The following is a 16,239-nucleotide window of genomic DNA, read 5'->3' as shown; positions in this document are numbered from 1 at the left end:
GGATGCGCGCCACGGCGCGCGTCCCCTCCCCCGACCTGCGACCGCCCCACCTGACCCGGAGCCGCTCCATGTTCGACCAATCGCCCCCCGTCCGCCTGCCCGCCGCCCCCGGCGTCGGCTTCAAGGCCCAGCATTTCAGCGATATCGTCAACGACCCCGCCCCGGTGGCCTGGCTGGAAATCCATGCCGAGAACTACATGGGCGACGGTGGCCGACCGCTGGCGCAACTGCGGCACCTGGCGGACCGCTTTCCCATTTCCGTCCACGGCGTGGGCCTGTCGATCGGCGGCGAGGGCCGTCTCGATCCCGACCACCTGGCGCGTCTGAAACACCTCTGCGGCTGGCTGAACCCGGCCAGCTTTTCCGAACATCTGGCCTGGTCGACCCACGACAGCCATTTTTTCAACGACCTGCTGCCCCTGCCCTATACCCCAGCCACCCTGGCTCGCGTCGCCGATCACATAGACGAGGTACAAGAGGTGCTGGGTCGCCAGATGCTGCTGGAAAATCCGTCGAGCTACCTGGCCTTCGACGCATCGACCCTGAGCGAGACGGAGTTCCTCGCCGAACTGGCCCGCCGCACCGGCTGCGGGCTGCTGCTGGACGTCAACAACGTCTTCGTCTCGGCCACCAACCTGGACTATGCGCCGCAAGGCTATATCGATGCCTACCCGCTTGATCTGGTGGGGGAAATCCATCTGGGCGGCCACGACGAGGATGCGGATGACCACGGCGCGCCGCTGCTCATCGACAGCCACGGCCGCGAGGTTGTCGATCCGGTCTGGGCGCTGCTGGACTACACGCTGGCGAAGTCCGGCCCCAAACCGCTGCTGGTGGAATGGGACACCGACGTGCCCGCCTGGCCGGTTCTTGCCGAAGAAGCCCGCAGGGCCGAAGAGGCGCTGTCCCGCCTGAAGATCCCGGCATGACCGGCCAGACCGCCTTTCACGCCGCCCTTCTCGACGCCGACCTGCCGGTGCCCGAGGGGCTGAGCGACGGCGCGGGCCGCCCCGCCGGCCGGCGCTACGCGGTCTACCGCAACAACGTCGCCGTCTCCTTGCGCGATGCGCTCGAGACCGGCTTTCCGGTGATCTCGAAACTCCTGGGCCAAGAAAATTTTCATAAAATCGCGGGGCTTTATCTGCGCAGCGATCCGCCGCGCTCGCCGCTGATGATGCATTATGGCGCGGGCTTTCCCGCCTTCCTCGAAACCTTCGCGCCGCTGGCCAGGCTGGGATACCTGGGCGACGTGGCGCGGCTGGAACTGGCGCTGCGGCGGTCCTACCACGCCGCCGACTCCGGCCCGGTGGATGCGAGCGTGCTGCAGACCCTGGGCGAAGAGCAATTGCTGGCCGCGCGGCTGGACATCGCGCCAGCGGTGCAGATCGTGACATCGCGCTGGCCGGTCTTCAGCCTCTGGGCCTACAACATGCGCCCCGGCGCGCCCAAACCCGCCGCCCGGGCCGAGGATGCGGTGGTGCTGCGCCCGGACTACGACCCTGCCCCGCACCTTCTGCCCGCCGGGGGTGCCGCATTCGTTGCGGCGCTGCAGGCCGGACACCCCTTTGGCGCGGCGACGGACACCGCGGGCGCGGATTTCGACCTTGGCGCCACCCTGTCGCTGCTTCTGCACCACGGCGCGATCACTGGCATCCACCTCTGAAAGGCATTTCCATGGACCGTCTGATTTCTTTGCACGCCACCCTTTTCGACAGCCTCGAGCGTCACGCAAGCGGGCTGATCCCGCTTCTGGCCCGCTTCGTCTTTGCCGCGACGCTGCTGGTCTATTTCTGGAAATCCGCCATGACCAAGCTCGGCGACGGGGTATTCGGCTTTCTGTCGCCCTCGACCGGAGCCTATGCGCAGATCTTTCCCAAAGCGTTCGAGGCGGTGGGCTACAACGCCTCGGAACTCAGCGTCTTTCACTGGGCGGTGGTCGTGGCGGGGACCTGGGCGGAATTCCTGCTGCCACTGCTGATTGTTGTGGGCTTCCTCACCCGGCTAAGCGCGCTGGGGATGATCGGGTTCGTTGTGGTGCAAAGCCTCACCGACCTTTACGGCCACGGCGGCATCGCCCATGCGGAAACCCTGGGTGCCTGGTTCGACCGGGTGCCGGACGCGGTGATCCTGGACCAGCGGCTGTTCTGGATCTTCACGCTGAGCGTGCTGGTCATCAAGGGCGCGGGCGCGCTGTCGTTGGACCGGATGCTGGGGCGGCAGGTGCTTGGGTCAGCCCAGACCGTCTGAGGCGGCGATGCCTGCGGCATGCGAGAGGCGCTGCCTCTCGCGCTCTCCGAGGTATTTTTGAACCGAAGAAGGGGGGGCTTCAGAAATGCGCCTTGGGTTCGTCCGGTTTGCCCGCTGCGAGGGCCAGAAGGCCGCCCAGACCGGCAAAGGCGATGGGGAACATGGTGAAGACGTTGAAGCCGAAGGCCATGTACATGCCGACGGCCGACAGGATCAGCAGCAGGCCACCGACAAAGGCGCGCGACGGCGCCATGGCCCCGCCCGCGATGGCCAGAAGCGGCGAGACGACAGAGGCGATGCGCACCAGCTCCGGTTCGGCGAACATCCCGAACATCTCTTCCACCTCGGCGAAGTGCCGGGCCAGTTCGGTGTAGCCGAAGCCGAAAAACCCCACGATCATGCCGATGCAGCCCGCGATGATCCCCAGTGCCAGTGCCGCCGTCCGCATGTCAGACCCCCAGTTCCTGTTGCACGTCCTTGCCCCAGCCCAGGTACATCGTGTCGCCATCGACGATCAGCGGGCGTTTCATCAGTGTCGGATGATCGGCCAGAAGATCGAGTGGCGCACGTTCCTGCTCAGCGGGCGATAGCCCCCGCCAGGTGGTCGAGCGGGTGTTGAGCAGCGCCGCGCCAAAGCGGTCCTGCGCCGCGGCCAGCACATCTCCCGGCACGCCATCAGCGCGGACATCGATGAAGGTGGCCCCCGGCAGGGATTTCAGCGCCTTGCGGCAGGTGTCGCAGGTTTTCAGACCGTACAGGATCATCTCATTCCCCTGATTGCCCTGATCAAATAATTGCCAGCCCCGCCCATTGCGACCCTCTTTTTCTTGCTTTTTGCCCTTGGAGTGCGATCTTTTGTTGCAGGGATGTCATAAACCTTCCCCATTTGGTGCCATTGTCGCCCCTCGCCGGGCGGCACGGCGCAACGACACGTGACGACAAAGGAGAGCGGGGAACATGCCAACCGGCACCGTGAAATGGTTCAACACCACCAAAGGCTATGGCTTTATCGCGCCCGAGGGCGGCGGGAAGGACGTGTTCGTCCATATTTCCGCGGTGGAACGGTCGGGTCTGACCGGGCTCGCTGACGATCAGAAGGTCAGCTACGAGCTGCGCGAAGGCCGCGACGGACGCGAGATGGCCGCGGACCTGTCGCTGCTCTGACCCGTCAGCGCCGCCGCGCGCTGCGGCGGGGTCCCTTCAGACGGACTGCAGCTTGACCGCCTCGTCCCGGGCGAAGCGGATCAGATCCTGCACGTATTTCTTTTCCACGTCGTCGCTGCGGGTGGCGGCGTAAAGCCGCCGGGTGATGCCGTCCCTGGTCAGGGGGCGGGTCACGTAGTCGGAATTGTACTTCACCTCGCGCACCACCCAATCGGGCAGAACCGCAACGCCGCGGTTGCTGGCCACCAGCAGCAGGATCACCGCCGTCAGTTCGACCTGCCGGATCGCCGCCGGTTCGACCTTGGCCTTGGTCAGAAGCTGCGAAAAGACATCGAGGCGCGAGCGGTCCACCGGGTAGGTGATCAGGGTCTGGCCGCGAAAATCCTCGGCCTCCACATACGGCTTGTCGGTCAGCGGGTGCTGGGAGGACGCGACGAAGACCGGATTGTAGTCGAAAAGCTCGGTAAAGGTGACGCCCGCAATCTCTTCGGGGTCGGACGACACCACGAGGTCGACCTCTTCCTTCAGGAGGGCGGGCAGCGCGTCGAAGGCCAGGCCCGGGCGGATGTCGACATCGACATCGGGCCAGTTCTTGCGGAAGGATTCCAGTACCGGGAACAGCCATTCGAAACAGGCGTGGCATTCGATGGCGATGTGCATGCGGCCGGACGAACCCGCGCGCAGGCCGGAAAATTCGTCCTGCAGCGCCTCGACCTGCGGCAACACCTGTTCGGCCAGCCGCAGCAGGCGCTGGCCCGCGGGCGACAGTTTCATCGGCTTGGACCGGCGCACGAAAAGCTCGACGCCCGCCTGATCCTCTAGCCCCTTGATCTGATGGGACAATGCGCTTTGCGTGATGTTGAGCTGATCCGCCGCACGCGCCAGCCCGCCCGCCTGGTGGATCGCCTTGATCGTGCGCAGATGCCGGAACTCGATATGCACTTCGGCGTTCGCCTCATGTTGTTGATGAGATTTATGAGTTTGTCTCACAATGCTGCGCGTGCGACAAGAGGACAACTCCAACACAAGGTTTGGCAAAATGATCCGTCCCGAAATCTCTTTCGAATTCTTCCCGCCCAAGAACATCGAAGCCACCTTTCGGCTGTGGGACACCGTGCAGGTGCTGTCGCCGCTGAACCCGCGTTTTGTGTCCGTGACCTACGGTGCCGGCGGCACCACCCGCGACCTGACCCGCGACGTGGTGGCGACGCTGCACAAGCATTCCGGCCTGCGCACCGCCGCGCATCTGACCTGCGTCGAGGCCACGCGGGAGGAAACGCTCCAGATCGCCCGCGATTTCGCCGCAGCCGGTGTGACCGACATCGTGGCGCTGCGCGGTGATCCGCCCAAGGGTGCCGACGGCTTTGTCCCCCATCCTGAGGGCTTTGGATCCTCGGTCGAGCTGATCGAAGGGCTGAAGGAGGCCGGTGATTTCACCATCCGCGTCGGCGCCTATCCCGACGTGCACCCCGAGGCGCGCGATCAGGCGGCGGATATCGAATTCCTCAAGCGCAAGCTGGATGCCGGTGCGGACGAGGCGCTCACGCAGTTCTTCTTCGAGGCCGAGACGTTCTTCCGCTTCCGCGACGCCTGCGTGAAGGCCGGGATCGACAAGCCGATCGTGCCGGGCATCTTCCCGATCGAGAACTGGAAGGGCGCGCGCCGCTTTGCCGAAAACTGCGGCACCAAGATCCCCGCCTGGGTGATCGACGCGTTCGAAACCGCGACCCGCGACAACCGGCAGGACCTGCTGGCCACCGCCGTCTGCACCGAACTGTGCAGCGATCTGATCGAAGGCGGCGTGGACAAGCTGCATTTCTACACGCTGAACCGTCCCGAACTGACCCGCGATGTCTGCTTTGCCCTGGGTGTCACGCCCGAGGTCAAGTTGGAAAACGTCGCCTGAACCACAACCCGGGGCACCGCCCCGGATCAGCCGATGGACCGTCCCCCGATGCCGCGCGTGACCTCATGCGCGGCATCGATCACGTCCGACCCCATCTTTTCGATCGCCGCGTCCGGAATGCGGCTGGCCGGGCCCGAGACGGAGATGCCGGCCACCGCTTCGCCATGCACGTCGAAGATCGGCGAGGCGATGCAGCGCATGCCGATGTTCTTTTCCTCCATGTCGATGGCATAGCCACGCGCCCGCACCTGCGCCAGATCGGCCAGCAGCGCATCGGGGTCGGTCAGCGTATGGTCGGTGAACCGCGCCAGGCCGTGCCGCTCCACGATCCCGGCCACCTGCCCCGCCCCCATCTGCGCCAGAAGCGCCTTGCCGATGCCGCTGGCATGCATTGGCGACATGGTGCCGGGGGCAAAGAAGGCGCGGATCGTCGCCTGGGTTTCCACCTGGCTCAGGAACAGCACCAGCCCGTCCTGCGCGATGCCAAGGTTCGCAGTCTCGCCTGTGGCCTGCATCAGCCTGCGCAGCACGGGCCGCGCGCGGTCGACCAGAGAGGTCCGGCGCAGAAACCGCGATCCGATCAGGAAGGCCCCTGCACCAATGTGCCAAGTCTGCGCACCGGGGTCGAAATCGACGATGCCGCGCGCCTCGAGCGTATAGAGCACGCGGTAGACGCTGGCGGGCGCCTGGTCCAGATCGTCCGAAAGCTCTGACAGGGTGGCGCCGCTCATCTCGCTCAGCCGCTCCAGCACCGCCATGGCGCGGTCGAGCGACTTGATCGTGTTCTGGTCCGACTTGTCGTGCCAGGCCCGGGGCCGCCCGCGCCCGCGGGCCTGCGTTTCGACGGCCTTGCTGTCTGTCATGTTGCGTCCCCTAATTTTTTCGAAATGATTTTCCGCATTATGAAAAATTCAAGCCCTTGATACAATTCATTTTCCCGCAGCCTTCGCCAAATGAAAAACAATTTCAAAAAAATTGCCCGTAAAACCGGCAGCCCGTAATCTTGCTCCATCGCCCTGAAAGGACCCGTGTCATGAGCATGCAGAACCCGGTTTTCATCCCCGGCCCGACCAACATCCCCGAAGCCATCCGCAAGGCCTGCGACATGCCGACGATCGACCACCGGTCGCCGCTTTTCGCGACGATCCTGCACCCCGCAATCGACGGCTGCAAACAGGTGCTCAAAACCACCGCGGCCGAGCTGTTCATCTTTCCCGCCTCGGGCACCGGCGGGTGGGAGGCGGCGCTGTCCAACACGCTGAACCCCGGTGACGGCGTTCTGGCCGCGCGCAACGGCATGTTCAGCCACAAATGGATCGACATGTGCCAGCGCTTCGGGCTCGACGTGACCCAGGTCGATGTGCCGTGGGGCGAAGGTCTTCCCGTCGCCCGGTTCGAAGAGATCCTGCGCGCCGACACCGAAGGCCGGATCAAGGCCGTGCTGGCGACGCATAACGAGACCGCCACCGGCGTGGTGTCGGACGTGGCGGGCCTGCGCCGCGCCATGGATGCGGCGGGCCACGGCGCGCTTTTGCTGGTGGATGGGGTGAGCTCCATCGGGTCGATGGACTTCCGTTTCGACGACTGGGGCGTGGACGTGGCGGTGACCGGCAGCCAGAAGGGGTTCATGCTGCCCGCCGGGCTTGCCATCGTGGCCTTTTCGGAAAAAGCCGTCGCCGCCAGCAAGACCGCCAGCCTGCCCCGCACGTTCTGGAGCATCGATGACATGCGCAAGGGCTATGCCGCCAATGCCTATCCCTACACCCCCGCCGTCGGGTTGCTGAACGGGCTGAAGCTTGCCACCGAAATGCTGCTGGACGAAAGGCTGGACGCCGTCTTTGCCCGCCACACCCGCATCGCCGACGGGGTGCGCGCCGCGGTACAGGCCTGGGGCTTCTCGCCATGCGCGGTGTCGCCCGATCTTTATTCCGACACCGTGACGGCGATCCGCACACCCGAAGGCTTCAACGCCTCGGCCATCGTGGAGCACGCGGCGCAGGACTACGGCATGGCCTTCGGCACCGGGCTGGGCGATGTGGCGGGCAAGGTCTTCCGCATCGGGCATCTGGGACTGCTCACCGACGCAATGGCGCTGTCGGGCATCGCCACCGCCGAAATGGTCATGGTGGACCTGGGCCTGCCGATCACGCTGGGCGTGGGCGTGGGCGCGGCGCAGGCGGTCTATCGCCACGGCGCGCCTGCCACGGCAGAGGCGGCGGCGTGAAGGACATGGCGGACATCCTTCCCACCTATGCCGACATGCTGGCCGCGCATGAACGGATCAAGCCGCACATCCACCGCACCCCGGTGCTGACCTCGCGCTTCATGAACAACCTGACGGGTGCAGAGCTTTTCTTCAAATGCGAGAACTTCCAGAAGGCCGGGGCCTTCAAGGTCCGCGGCGCCTCGAACGCCGTCTTCGGGCTGAGCGACGCAGAGGCCGCCCGCGGCGTCGCCACCCACAGTTCCGGCAATCACGCCCTGTCGCTGAGCTACGCGGCCGGCCGACGCGGCATCCCCTGCCATGTGGTCATGCCCCGCACCGCTCCGCAGGCGAAAAAGGATGCCGTGCGCGGCTACGGTGGCATCATCACCGAATGCGACCCTTCGACCTCCAGCCGGGAGGAGACCTTTGCCAGGGTGCAGGAGGAGACCGGCGCCGAATTCGTGCACCCCTACAACGACCCGCGCGTGATCGCGGGCCAGGGCACCTGTTCGAAGGAGCTGATGGAGCAGATCGAGGCCGAACATGGTCACGGCCTTGACGCCGTGGTCGCGCCCATCGGCGGCGGCGGCATGATCTCGGGCACCTGTCTGACCCTCTCGACCCTCGCGCCGGATGTCGAAATCTACGCCGCCGAACCCGAACAGGCCGATGACGCCGCGCGGTCATTCAAGGCCGGGCACATCATCGCCGACGACGCGCCCGAGACCGTGGCTGACGGGCTCAAGGTGCCGCTCAAGGACAACACCTGGGCCTTCGTCAACCGCCATGTCACGGATATCCTCACCGCCTCCGAGCAAGAGATCATCGACGCGATGAAACTGACCTGGGCGCGGATGAAGATCGTGATCGAACCCAGCTGCGCGGTGCCGCTGGCGGTTATTCTGAAGAACCCCGAACCCTTCCGCGGCAAACGCGTGGGCGTCATCATCACCGGCGGCAATGTCGACCTCGACCGCCTGCCCTGGCTGACCTGACCCGCGCCGCGCGCGCCTTCACCGATCTCAACGGGAGATGAGACCATGAAAGACACCCCCGATTTTTCCGACCTCGAGGTGGGCTTTGACGTGCCAGCCGTCCCCGGCATGGACGCGGCCGATGTCCAGACGCCCTGCCTTGTGCTCGACCTCGACGCGCTGGAGCGCAACATCGTCAAGATGGGCGATTTCGCCAGATCCCACGGCATGCGCCACCGCGTGCACGGCAAGATGCACAAATCCGTCGATGTCGCGCTCTTGCAGGAACGGCTGGGCGGATCGGTCGGCGTCTGCTGCCAGAAGGTGTCCGAGGCCGAAGTCTTTGCCCGCGGCGGCATCAAGGATGTGCTGGTGTCGAACCAGGTCCGCGACCCGGCCAAGATCGACCGGCTGGCGCGGATGCCGAACCTCGGCGCGCGCACCCTCTGCTGCGTCGACGACATCGACAACGTGGCGGATCTGTCTGCCGCGGCGCAAAAGCATGGCACGCAGATCGAATGCCTGGTGGAAATCGACGTGGGCGCGGGCCGCTGCGGCGTACAGTACGGCCAGCCGGTCGTGGATCTGGCACGCGCCATCGACGCGGCACCCGGGCTGAAATACGCAGGGATTCAAGCCTACCAGGGCGCGATGCAGCACCTTGACAGCTACGCGGACCGCAAGGCCAAGACCGACATCGCCATCGGGCAGGTGGCCGAAACGCTGGAGATGCTCAGGGCCGAAGGCATCGAATCCGACATCGTCGGGGGCGGCGGCACCGGCTCCTACTACTTCGAAAGCGCCTCGGGCGTCTTCAACGAGCTGCAGTGCGGCTCATACGCCTTCATGGATGCCGATTACGGCCGCATCCTCGATCAGAACGGCAACCGGATCGACAATGGCGAATGGGAAAACGCGCTGTTCATCCTGACCAGCGTCATGAGCCATGCCAAGCCCGACAAGGCCATCGTCGACGCGGGCCTCAAGGCGCAGTCGGTGGATTCCGGCCTGCCGGTGATCTTTGGCCGCGACGACGTCAGTTACGTCAAATGTTCGGACGAACACGGCGTCGTCGCCGACCCCGGCGGTGTGCTCAAGGTCAACGACAGGCTGCGGCTGGTGCCCGGCCATTGCGACCCGACCTGCAACGTGCACGACTGGTACGTCGGCGTTCGGGGCGGCAAGGTCGAAACGCTCTGGCCCGTCTCGGCCCGCGGCAAGGCCTACTGACCGCCCCTTCTTCTTGGCAAAATACCTCCAGAGAGCACGAGAGACAGCGTCTCTCGTATGCCGCAGGCATCAAGGCCACAGCGCGATCCCCTGAAAGGACTCACATGTTCATCGTCCCCGAATCCGCCATCGCAGACCTCATCACGCCCGACGCCGCCTTTGACGCGGTCGAGTCCGTCTTTGCGGCCATGGCCGCGAAAGATGCCTATAACTTCCCCGTCGTACGCGAAGCGATCGGCCACGAGGATGCGCTTTACGGCTTCAAGGGAGGGTTCGACCGCGCGGGCGGCTCGCTCGGGCTCAAGGCCGGGGGCTACTGGCCGCACAACCTGGAAAAGCGTGGGCTGATCAACCACCAGTCCACCGTTTTCCTTTTCGATCCCGACACCGGCAAGGTGTCGGCGATGGTGGGGGGCAACCTGCTGACGGCTTTGCGCACCGCCGCCGCCTCGTCCGTGTCGATCAAGCATCTGGCGCGGCCCGACAGCGCGGTTCTGGGCATGATCGGCGCGGGCCACCAGTCGGTGTTCCAGATGCAGGCGGCGGTCAAGCACCGCGATTTCACCAGGGTCATCGGCTGGAACTACCACCCCGAGATGCTGTCGCGCCTCGCCGATTGCGCGGCTGGACTGGGCCTGCCCTTCGAAGCGGTCGATTTGTCGACCCTGGGCCGGGACGCGGATGTGATCATCTCGATCACCTCGAGCTTCGATGCCACGCTGCTGGACGCGCATGTGACCCCGGGCACCCATATCGCCTGCATGGGCACCGATACCAAGGGCAAGCAGGAGGTCGACCCGGCGCTGCTGGCCCGCGCAAAGATCTTCACCGACGAGGTGGCGCAAAGCACCTCGATCGGGGAGGCGCAGCATGCCGTCTCGCAAGGGCTGATTCAGCCCTCGGACATCGCTGAGATCGGCGCGGTGATCAACGGCACCCATCCGGGACGGACAAGCACCGAGGACATCACGCTGTTCGATGGCACGGGTGTCGGTCTGCAGGACCTTGCCACCGCCGCGAAAGTGGTAGAGCTTGCGCGCGCGGCGGGCACCGCCATCGAGGTCGATTTCTAACGCGGGATCAGGCATATGCGCATCGCGATCAACGGGTTCGGGCGGATCGGGCGGACCGTGCTGCGCCAGATTCTGCAGCATCACCCGGATATCGAGGTGGCGCTGATCAACGACATCGCGCCGCGCGACACCTGCGCCTATCTGTTTCAGTACGACAGCGTGTTCGGCCCCTACCCGGGACGCGTCACCGCCACCGAAGCGGCGCTGCGGATCGACGACCGCACCATCCCGTTCGGCGCGGGCCGCGACCTGGCGGACCTTGATCTGTGGGACATCGACGTGCTGATGGACTGCACCGGCACGATCCAAAGCCGCGCCCATGCGGCGCGCGGGCTGGCGGCGGGGGCGTCCAACGTGCTGATCTCGGGCCCCTGTGACGAGGCGCCGCGCACCATCGTTCTGGGCGCCAACGATCACCGGCTTGAGGATGCGCAGATCGTCTCGAACGCCTCGTGCACAACCAACGCGCTGGCGCCGCTCTTGCGGGCGCTGCACGACCGGTTCGGGGTGGTGCGCGGACACATGACGACCGTGCATTGTTACACCGGCAGCCAGCCGATGGTCGACGCGCCGCGCGGGCCGTTTGCGCGCAGCCGGGCGGGTGCCGTGTCGATGGTGCCCACGACCACCAGCGCCACGCATCTCATCGACCTTGTGTTGCCCGAGATCGCGGGCCGCGTCACCGGCGCGGCGGTGCGGGTGCCGGTGATCAGCGTGTCGGCCATCGACGTGACGTTGCAGCTCGACATCCTGCCCGAGGGCGATTTTTCGCGCCATCTCAAGACGCTGGCCGAGGAAAGTGATGTTTTGGGCTATACCGAGGACCCCTGCGTTTCGACGGATCTGCGCGGGAGGCCGGACTCGCTGGTCATTGCCCTGCCGGAAACCATCGTGACCGGCCGCCAGGTGCGGATCTTTGGCTGGTACGACAACGAATACGGCTTTTCGGCGCGCATGATCGACATGGCGCGGCGCATGGCGGCGCGGTAGAGCGGGATGCAGAAAGGTTGAAAAGCGCGCGAGCGGTCTGAAGTGGACGTTCGAGCCACGTACCCAGCGCGGAATCGAGGCCGTTTCAGGCCGATCGCATCACGCTCCAGGTCAGCCACGGGACGCAAAAAAGGCGGCCCGGTGTCTCCCGCCACCGGACCGCCGCATCCCGTTGCCGGGACGATCCCCCGGGTGGGGGGACCACAGCCGGGGAAATGTGTTTGTTTGGGTGCGCTTGCGATCAGGCGTCCTGCTGATCCAGCGTGCCGACGGTGACGGATTTGGTCACCTCTTCGCCCTTGCGCCAGATCACGACATCGGCGTTGGCATCGGGGTCGGTATCGGCCACGGCGCGGGTCAGATCGCGCAGATCACCGATTTCGATGCCGTTGAAGCTGAGGATGATGTCGCCTTTCTCAAGCCCTGCGCTCTGCGCCGGGCTGTCGGGCTGCACCATTTCCACCACCGCGCCACGCGGGGTGTCATAGCCCAGCACGTCGGCGATTTCGTCCGACATCGGCTTGATCTGCACGCCAAGCCAGCCGCGGGTGATCTCTCCGTCATCGCTCAGATCGGCCACGACATCCTGCACCAGATCCGACGGCACGGCAAAGCCGATCCCCACGGATCCCCCGCCGGGCGAGAAGATTGCCGTATTCACGCCAATGACTTCGCCGTCGTTGTTGAAGAGCGGCCCGCCCGAATTGCCCCGGTTGATCGCGGCATCGGTCTGGATGAAATCGTCGTAGGGACCCGAGTTGATGTTGCGCGACTTGGCCGAGATGATGCCGCTGGTGACGGTGCCGCCAAGGCCGAAGGGGTTGCCGACGGCCATGACCTCGTCACCGACGCGCATGGTTTCGGACGAGCCGAATTTCACCGCGGGCAGCGCCTCGCCGGCGTCAACCTTGATCACCGCGAGGTCGGTCAGCCGGTCGGTGCCCAGCACCTCGGCCTCGAAGCTGCGGTCGTCCGACAGCTTGACGGTCACGGTTTCGGCGCCGTCGACCACATGCGCGTTGGTCACGATCAGCCCGTCTTCGGAGATGATGAAGCCCGAGCCGAGGCCCTGACGCGCACGGTCGCCGCCCTGGCCGCCTTCGGGCATCATGTCCTCGAACCGCTTGCGCAGTTCTTCTGGGATGCCCTTCGGCATCTGGCCTTCAAAGTTCGCAGGCGACGCCTTGGCGGTGACTTCGATGAAGACAACGCTGGGCGACACCTGGTCGACCAGATCGGCGTAGCCGCCCTGCGGCACGGCCAGCGCGGTCGTGGGGGCGATGGCCACGGCCGATGTGGTGGCCAGTGCGGCGGCCAGCGCCAGCGAGGTCACGCGGGATTTTGTACCTGTAAGGGTCATTGTTGCTCCGTGAGTGGTGTTTCGATGCGGCCAATCTGTGCCCCCATCCTCACAATGGCGTGGCGGCGCCTATACAAAAATTCAATTTCAACACAGGTTCACAGCGCGCTGAAAAACCACCATATTCCGCGGGTTCCGTTCGCATCAGGTCCGCCCGCTCATGAAACTTCTCATTGTCGAAGACGACAGCACCACCGGCAGCTACATCGCCCGCGGCCTGCGCGAAGAAGGCCACACCGTCGATCTACTGACCGACGGGCGCGCGGCGCTGGTGCAGGCGACGGCGGGCGGCTATGACGTGATGGTGGTCGACCGGATGCTGCCCGAGGTGGACGGCATGACTCTGGTCAAGACGCTGCGCGCGGCGGGGAACCTGACGCCGGTGCTGTTCCTGACCTCGCTGGGCAGCGTGGATGACCGGATCGACGGGCTGAACGCGGGCGGCGACGACTACCTGACCAAGCCTTTCGCCTTTGGCGAGCTGTCGGCGCGGGTCAATGCGCTGGCCCGTCGGCCGCAGGCGCTGGAGCAGGAAACCGTGCTCCGGGCGGGCGATCTCGAGATGAACCTGATCACCCGCAAGGTCACCCGCGCGGGCCGGGACATCGATCTGCTGCCGCGCGAATTCGCCATCCTCGAACATCTGCTGCGCCGCAAGGGCCGGGTGCAGACCCGCACCATGCTGCTGGAATCGGTCTGGGACATCTCGTTCGATCCGATGACGAACGTGGTCGAAACGCATATCAGCCGTCTGCGCGCCAAGGTCGACAAGCCGTTCGACACCGAACTCATCAAGACCGTGCGCGGGGCCGGTTACCGGATCGACGGATGAGCAGGCTGGCGCAATCCACGCCCCTGCGGCTGGCGCTGGGGCTGGTGCTGCTGTTTTCCGTGGTCAGCCTGCTGAGCCTTGCGGCAAGCTATATCGTGACGCAGCGGTCGTTCGAACAGACGATCCGAGACGACCTGCGCCAGGACATGACCGGTTTTCGCGCCGCCCCCAGCGGCGCGGCGCTCGCGCAGCTGGTCGAGGCGGAGGCAGCGGAAACCGATCCCAACCGCCTGGTGCTGAGCTATTACGCCGCCAACCGTCAGCATTACGGCAACGCCTTCATCGCCCGCGATGACGAAGGCTATCACATCGTGTCGCTGGGGGCCGACCGCGCGGGTCTGCCAGGGCGCTACCTGGCGCTGACCACGCAGCTTTACGGCGGGCAGCTGACCATCGCGCGGTCGCGGGCCGAAATCGACGCGCTGCGCGGCGTGTTCCTGAACATCCTCGCGCTCAGCCTTCTGCCCACGGTGCTGATCGCGATATCGGGCGGGCTTTACTTCGCGCGCCGCAGCGCCCGGCAGGTCGCCGTGATCGGTCGCGATCTGGACCGGCTGACCAGCGGCACGCTTTCGGCGCGGATCGGTGACACGCCGGGCTGGGGCGCGGATCTGGCGCAGATCGCCCGCAAGATCGACCAGATGGCCCGCGCGCAAGAGGCGTCGGTGGAAACCCTGCGGCAGGTGTCGTCGGACATCGCGCATGATCTGAAAACCCCGATCCAGCGCGTGGCGCTGCATCTGGACGACCTGGCCAACCGGCACGCGGTGGATGCCCAGGGCCAGGACAAGGTGGCCGAGGCGCGGGCCGAGCTGGACCGCATCGTCGCGGTCTTTCACGCGCTGCTGCAGATCGCGCAGGTGGAATCGGGCACGCCGAAGTCGCGGTTCGTACCTGTCGATCTGCGCGATCTTTGCCGCACGTTTCACGAGGTCTATGAACCGGCCGCGGTGGAAAGCGGCCATCGGCTGCGGCTCGACCTGCCGGAAAAGGGCGACGCGATCGCGGTGCCGGGCGACCGGTCGCTGCTGGGCCAGGTGCTGGCCAACCTGATCGAAAACGCGCTGCGCCACACGCCCCCGGGTACGGTGATCACGGTGGGCGCGTCTGGTGGCGCGCACCCGCGACTTTGGGTCGCCGACACCGGCCCCGGCATCCCCGAGGCCGAGCGCGGGCTGGTGCTGCAGCGGCTTTACCGGCTGGATCACAGCCGCACCACCCCCGGCAGCGGCCTGGGGCTGAGCCTGGTCGAGGTCGTGGCCTCGGTCCATGACGCGACGCTCACGCTGGAGGACAACGCGCCAGGGCTGAAGGTCAGCCTGCGGTTCTGAGCGACAGGGCCAAAGGCCCCTGCGCAACCCCGCCCCAAGCGTTCCCTTTCCCGGCGATCCGCGCTACATCGGGGGCAAGCGACGCGAACGGAGATGACCATGCAGATTGCAGCCCTCGACGGCATTCGACTGAACTACCGCATCGACGGCAACCCCGCGGGCGCGCCGGTGGTGTTCGGCAATTCGCTGGGCACCGATCTGCGGCTTTGGGACAAGGTCCTGCCGCTACTGCCGAAGGGGCTGAAATACATCCGCTACGACAAGCGCGGGCACGGCCTGTCGGACGCGCCGCCGCCGCCCTACGGCATGGGCGCGCTGGTGACGGATGTGGAAAAGCTGATGGAGCATCTGGGCGTGCAAGGCGCTGTTTTCGTGGGCCTTTCCATCGGTGGAATGATCGCGCAGGGGCTGGCGGCCAAGCGCCTTGATCTGGTGCGGGCGATGGTGCTGTCGAACACCGGCGCCAAGATCGGCACCCGCGAGATGTGGCAGGACCGGATCGACGCGGTGAACGCGGGCGGGCTGGCCGCGGTGGTGGACCCGACGATGCAGCGCTGGTTTTCCAAACCCTTCCACGAGACGGACGAATTCCACGCCTGGCGCAACATGTTCCTGCGCTGCCCGGCGGATGGCTGGACCGGCTGCGGCGCGGCCATCGCGGGAACCGATTTCATGACCACCACGTCGGCGCTGCGCCTGCCCACGCTGGGCATCGCCGGGTCCGAGGATGGCTCCACCCCGCCCGATCTGGTGCGCGAGACCACGGCGCTGGTGCCGGGATCGGAGTTTCAGGTGATCCGGGGCGCGGGACACCTGCCCTGTGTCGAACGGCCCGAGGAATACGCCCGCATCCTGTCGGACTTCCTGACCCGGCAAGGCCTTGGGGCGTGATCCGCGCGAGGACGCCCATCCGGGCGGAGGAGCGG

The 16,239-nt window shown here is 66.0% G+C and carries 18 protein-coding genes; 13 read left to right on the top strand and 5 right to left on the bottom strand.

Going from position 1 to position 16,239, the window contains the following annotated elements; all coding sequences use genetic code 11:
* The first annotated feature begins 68 nt into the window (after nt 1–68).
* From ACOXXX_RS08070 to ACOXXX_RS08060, 3 genes are read left to right on the top strand one after another with little or no spacing between them, the layout of a single operon-like run.
* On the top strand, nt 69–929 hold the full coding sequence (locus ACOXXX_RS08070; RefSeq protein WP_422826053.1) for a DUF692 domain-containing protein: 861 nt from the start codon (nt 69–71) through the stop codon (nt 927–929).
* The gene (locus ACOXXX_RS08065; protein WP_422826052.1) at nt 926–1,663 is read left to right on the top strand and encodes a putative DNA-binding domain-containing protein; all 738 of its coding nucleotides are present in this window, start codon (nt 926–928) and stop codon (nt 1,661–1,663) included. The genes ACOXXX_RS08070 and ACOXXX_RS08065 overlap by 4 nt, the downstream gene beginning before the upstream one ends.
* 11 nt (nt 1,664–1,674) lie before the next feature.
* Nucleotides 1,675–2,247, top strand: a complete 573-nt coding sequence (locus tag ACOXXX_RS08060; protein WP_422826051.1) for a DoxX family protein — start codon at nt 1,675–1,677, stop codon at nt 2,245–2,247.
* Nucleotides 2,248–2,326: 79 nt separating this feature from the next.
* Here ACOXXX_RS08060 and ACOXXX_RS08055 read toward each other — a convergent pair whose 3' ends face one another.
* Together ACOXXX_RS08055 and ACOXXX_RS08050 are read right to left on the bottom strand one after the other, a co-directional pair.
* The gene (locus tag ACOXXX_RS08055) at nt 2,327–2,695 is read right to left on the bottom strand and encodes a hypothetical protein (protein WP_422826050.1); all 369 of its coding nucleotides are present in this window, start codon (nt 2,693–2,695) and stop codon (nt 2,327–2,329) included.
* 1 nt (nt 2,696) lies between these two features.
* Entirely contained in the window at nt 2,697–3,011 is a 315-nt protein-coding gene (locus tag ACOXXX_RS08050) for an arsenate reductase family protein (RefSeq protein ID WP_422826049.1), read from the bottom strand.
* A gap of 193 nt (nt 3,012–3,204) precedes the next feature.
* On the opposite strand from ACOXXX_RS08050, the gene ACOXXX_RS08045 reads away from it, so the two are divergent.
* Nucleotides 3,205–3,411, top strand: a complete 207-nt coding sequence (locus ACOXXX_RS08045) for a cold-shock protein (protein ID WP_422826048.1) — start codon at nt 3,205–3,207, stop codon at nt 3,409–3,411.
* Nucleotides 3,412–3,447: 36 nt separating this feature from the next.
* On the opposite strand, the gene ACOXXX_RS08040 is transcribed toward ACOXXX_RS08045, so the two are convergent.
* Nucleotides 3,448–4,353 (bottom strand): LysR family transcriptional regulator, encoded by a 906-nt coding sequence (locus ACOXXX_RS08040; protein ID WP_422826047.1) that lies wholly within the window; start codon nt 4,351–4,353, stop codon nt 3,448–3,450.
* 97 nt (nt 4,354–4,450) lie between these two features.
* On the opposite strand from ACOXXX_RS08040, the gene metF reads away from it, so the two are divergent.
* Nucleotides 4,451–5,317 (top strand): methylenetetrahydrofolate reductase [NAD(P)H], encoded by an 867-nt coding sequence (gene metF, locus ACOXXX_RS08035; protein ID WP_422826046.1) that lies wholly within the window; start codon nt 4,451–4,453, stop codon nt 5,315–5,317.
* A 26-nt stretch (nt 5,318–5,343) separates the two neighbouring features.
* Here metF and bhcR read toward each other — a convergent pair whose 3' ends face one another.
* A complete protein-coding gene (gene bhcR, locus ACOXXX_RS08030) occupies nt 5,344–6,180 on the bottom strand; it encodes an HTH-type transcriptional regulator BhcR (RefSeq protein WP_422826045.1) in 837 nt (278 codons plus the stop codon).
* Nucleotides 6,181–6,350: 170 nt separating this feature from the next.
* On the opposite strand from bhcR, the gene bhcA reads away from it, so the two are divergent.
* The 5 genes from bhcA to ACOXXX_RS08005 all read left to right on the top strand — a co-directional run bounded on the left by bhcA (nt 6,351) and on the right by ACOXXX_RS08005 (nt 11,790).
* The gene (bhcA, locus tag ACOXXX_RS08025) at nt 6,351–7,541 is read left to right on the top strand and encodes an L-aspartate--glyoxylate aminotransferase BhcA (protein WP_422826044.1); all 1,191 of its coding nucleotides are present in this window, start codon (nt 6,351–6,353) and stop codon (nt 7,539–7,541) included.
* A 5-nt stretch (nt 7,542–7,546) separates the two neighbouring features.
* Nucleotides 7,547–8,518 carry a beta-hydroxyaspartate dehydratase BhcB gene (bhcB, locus tag ACOXXX_RS08020; RefSeq protein ID WP_422826043.1) on the top strand — a complete coding sequence of 324 codons (972 nt, stop codon included), beginning with the start codon at nt 7,547–7,549 and terminating at the stop codon, nt 8,516–8,518.
* 45 nt (nt 8,519–8,563) lie between these two features.
* Nucleotides 8,564–9,727: a 3-hydroxy-D-aspartate aldolase BhcC gene (gene bhcC, locus ACOXXX_RS08015; protein ID WP_422826042.1), complete on the top strand. Its 1,164-nt coding sequence runs from the start codon at nt 8,564–8,566 to the stop codon at nt 9,725–9,727.
* Nucleotides 9,728–9,831: 104 nt separating this feature from the next.
* The gene (gene bhcD, locus ACOXXX_RS08010; protein WP_422826041.1) at nt 9,832–10,800 is read left to right on the top strand and encodes an iminosuccinate reductase BhcD; all 969 of its coding nucleotides are present in this window, start codon (nt 9,832–9,834) and stop codon (nt 10,798–10,800) included.
* Between the two features lie 15 nt (nt 10,801–10,815).
* Nucleotides 10,816–11,790 carry a type I glyceraldehyde-3-phosphate dehydrogenase gene (locus ACOXXX_RS08005; RefSeq protein WP_422826040.1) on the top strand — a complete coding sequence of 325 codons (975 nt, stop codon included), beginning with the start codon at nt 10,816–10,818 and terminating at the stop codon, nt 11,788–11,790.
* Between the two features lie 241 nt (nt 11,791–12,031).
* Here the strand turns inward: ACOXXX_RS08005 and ACOXXX_RS08000 are convergent, their stop codons facing one another.
* Complete coding sequence (locus tag ACOXXX_RS08000; protein WP_422826039.1) at nt 12,032–13,150, bottom strand: Do family serine endopeptidase; 1,119 nt, start codon at nt 13,148–13,150, stop codon at nt 12,032–12,034.
* Nucleotides 13,151–13,310: 160 nt separating this feature from the next.
* Between ACOXXX_RS08000 and ACOXXX_RS07995 the strand changes: the two genes are divergently transcribed.
* From ACOXXX_RS07995 to pcaD, 3 genes are all read left to right on the top strand, one after another.
* On the top strand, nt 13,311–13,982 hold the full coding sequence (locus tag ACOXXX_RS07995) for a winged helix-turn-helix domain-containing protein (protein WP_422826038.1): 672 nt from the start codon (nt 13,311–13,313) through the stop codon (nt 13,980–13,982).
* Complete coding sequence (locus ACOXXX_RS07990; RefSeq protein WP_422826037.1) at nt 13,979–15,313, top strand: ATP-binding protein; 1,335 nt, start codon at nt 13,979–13,981, stop codon at nt 15,311–15,313. The genes ACOXXX_RS07995 and ACOXXX_RS07990 overlap by 4 nt, the downstream gene beginning before the upstream one ends.
* A 99-nt stretch (nt 15,314–15,412) precedes the next feature.
* Nucleotides 15,413–16,204, top strand: a complete 792-nt coding sequence (gene pcaD, locus ACOXXX_RS07985) for a 3-oxoadipate enol-lactonase (RefSeq protein ID WP_422826036.1) — start codon at nt 15,413–15,415, stop codon at nt 16,202–16,204.
* The last annotated feature ends 35 nt before the right edge of the window (nt 16,205–16,239 follow it).

Source organism: Thalassococcus sp. BH17M4-6, from assembly GCF_049323015.1.
GTDB lineage: Bacteria > Pseudomonadota > Alphaproteobacteria > Rhodobacterales > Rhodobacteraceae > Puniceibacterium.
The sequence above is the reverse complement of the archived record's forward strand: the minus strand, read 5'-3'. Positions and strand labels throughout refer to the sequence as shown.

Coding starts and splice junctions, on each gene's coding strand:
- ACOXXX_RS08070 (WP_422826053.1), top strand. CDS start 69: ATGTTCGACCAATCGCCCCCCGTCCGCCTGCCCGCCGCCCCCGGCGTC.
- ACOXXX_RS08065 (WP_422826052.1), top strand. CDS start 926: ATGACCGGCCAGACCGCCTTTCACGCCGCCCTTCTCGACGCCGACCTG.
- ACOXXX_RS08060 (WP_422826051.1), top strand. CDS start 1,675: ATGGACCGTCTGATTTCTTTGCACGCCACCCTTTTCGACAGCCTCGAG.
- ACOXXX_RS08055 (WP_422826050.1), bottom strand. CDS start 2,695: ATGCGGACGGCGGCACTGGCACTGGGGATCATCGCGGGCTGCATCGGC.
- ACOXXX_RS08050 (WP_422826049.1), bottom strand. CDS start 3,011: ATGATCCTGTACGGTCTGAAAACCTGCGACACCTGCCGCAAGGCGCTG.
- ACOXXX_RS08045 (WP_422826048.1), top strand. CDS start 3,205: ATGCCAACCGGCACCGTGAAATGGTTCAACACCACCAAAGGCTATGGC.
- metF (WP_422826046.1), top strand. CDS start 4,451: ATGATCCGTCCCGAAATCTCTTTCGAATTCTTCCCGCCCAAGAACATC.
- bhcR (WP_422826045.1), bottom strand. CDS start 6,180: ATGACAGACAGCAAGGCCGTCGAAACGCAGGCCCGCGGGCGCGGGCGG.
- bhcA (WP_422826044.1), top strand. CDS start 6,351: ATGAGCATGCAGAACCCGGTTTTCATCCCCGGCCCGACCAACATCCCC.
- bhcB (WP_422826043.1), top strand. CDS start 7,547: ATGGCGGACATCCTTCCCACCTATGCCGACATGCTGGCCGCGCATGAA.
- bhcC (WP_422826042.1), top strand. CDS start 8,564: ATGAAAGACACCCCCGATTTTTCCGACCTCGAGGTGGGCTTTGACGTG.
- bhcD (WP_422826041.1), top strand. CDS start 9,832: ATGTTCATCGTCCCCGAATCCGCCATCGCAGACCTCATCACGCCCGAC.
- ACOXXX_RS08005 (WP_422826040.1), top strand. CDS start 10,816: ATGCGCATCGCGATCAACGGGTTCGGGCGGATCGGGCGGACCGTGCTG.
- ACOXXX_RS08000 (WP_422826039.1), bottom strand. CDS start 13,150: ATGACCCTTACAGGTACAAAATCCCGCGTGACCTCGCTGGCGCTGGCC.
- ACOXXX_RS07995 (WP_422826038.1), top strand. CDS start 13,311: ATGAAACTTCTCATTGTCGAAGACGACAGCACCACCGGCAGCTACATC.
- ACOXXX_RS07990 (WP_422826037.1), top strand. CDS start 13,979: ATGAGCAGGCTGGCGCAATCCACGCCCCTGCGGCTGGCGCTGGGGCTG.
- pcaD (WP_422826036.1), top strand. CDS start 15,413: ATGCAGATTGCAGCCCTCGACGGCATTCGACTGAACTACCGCATCGAC.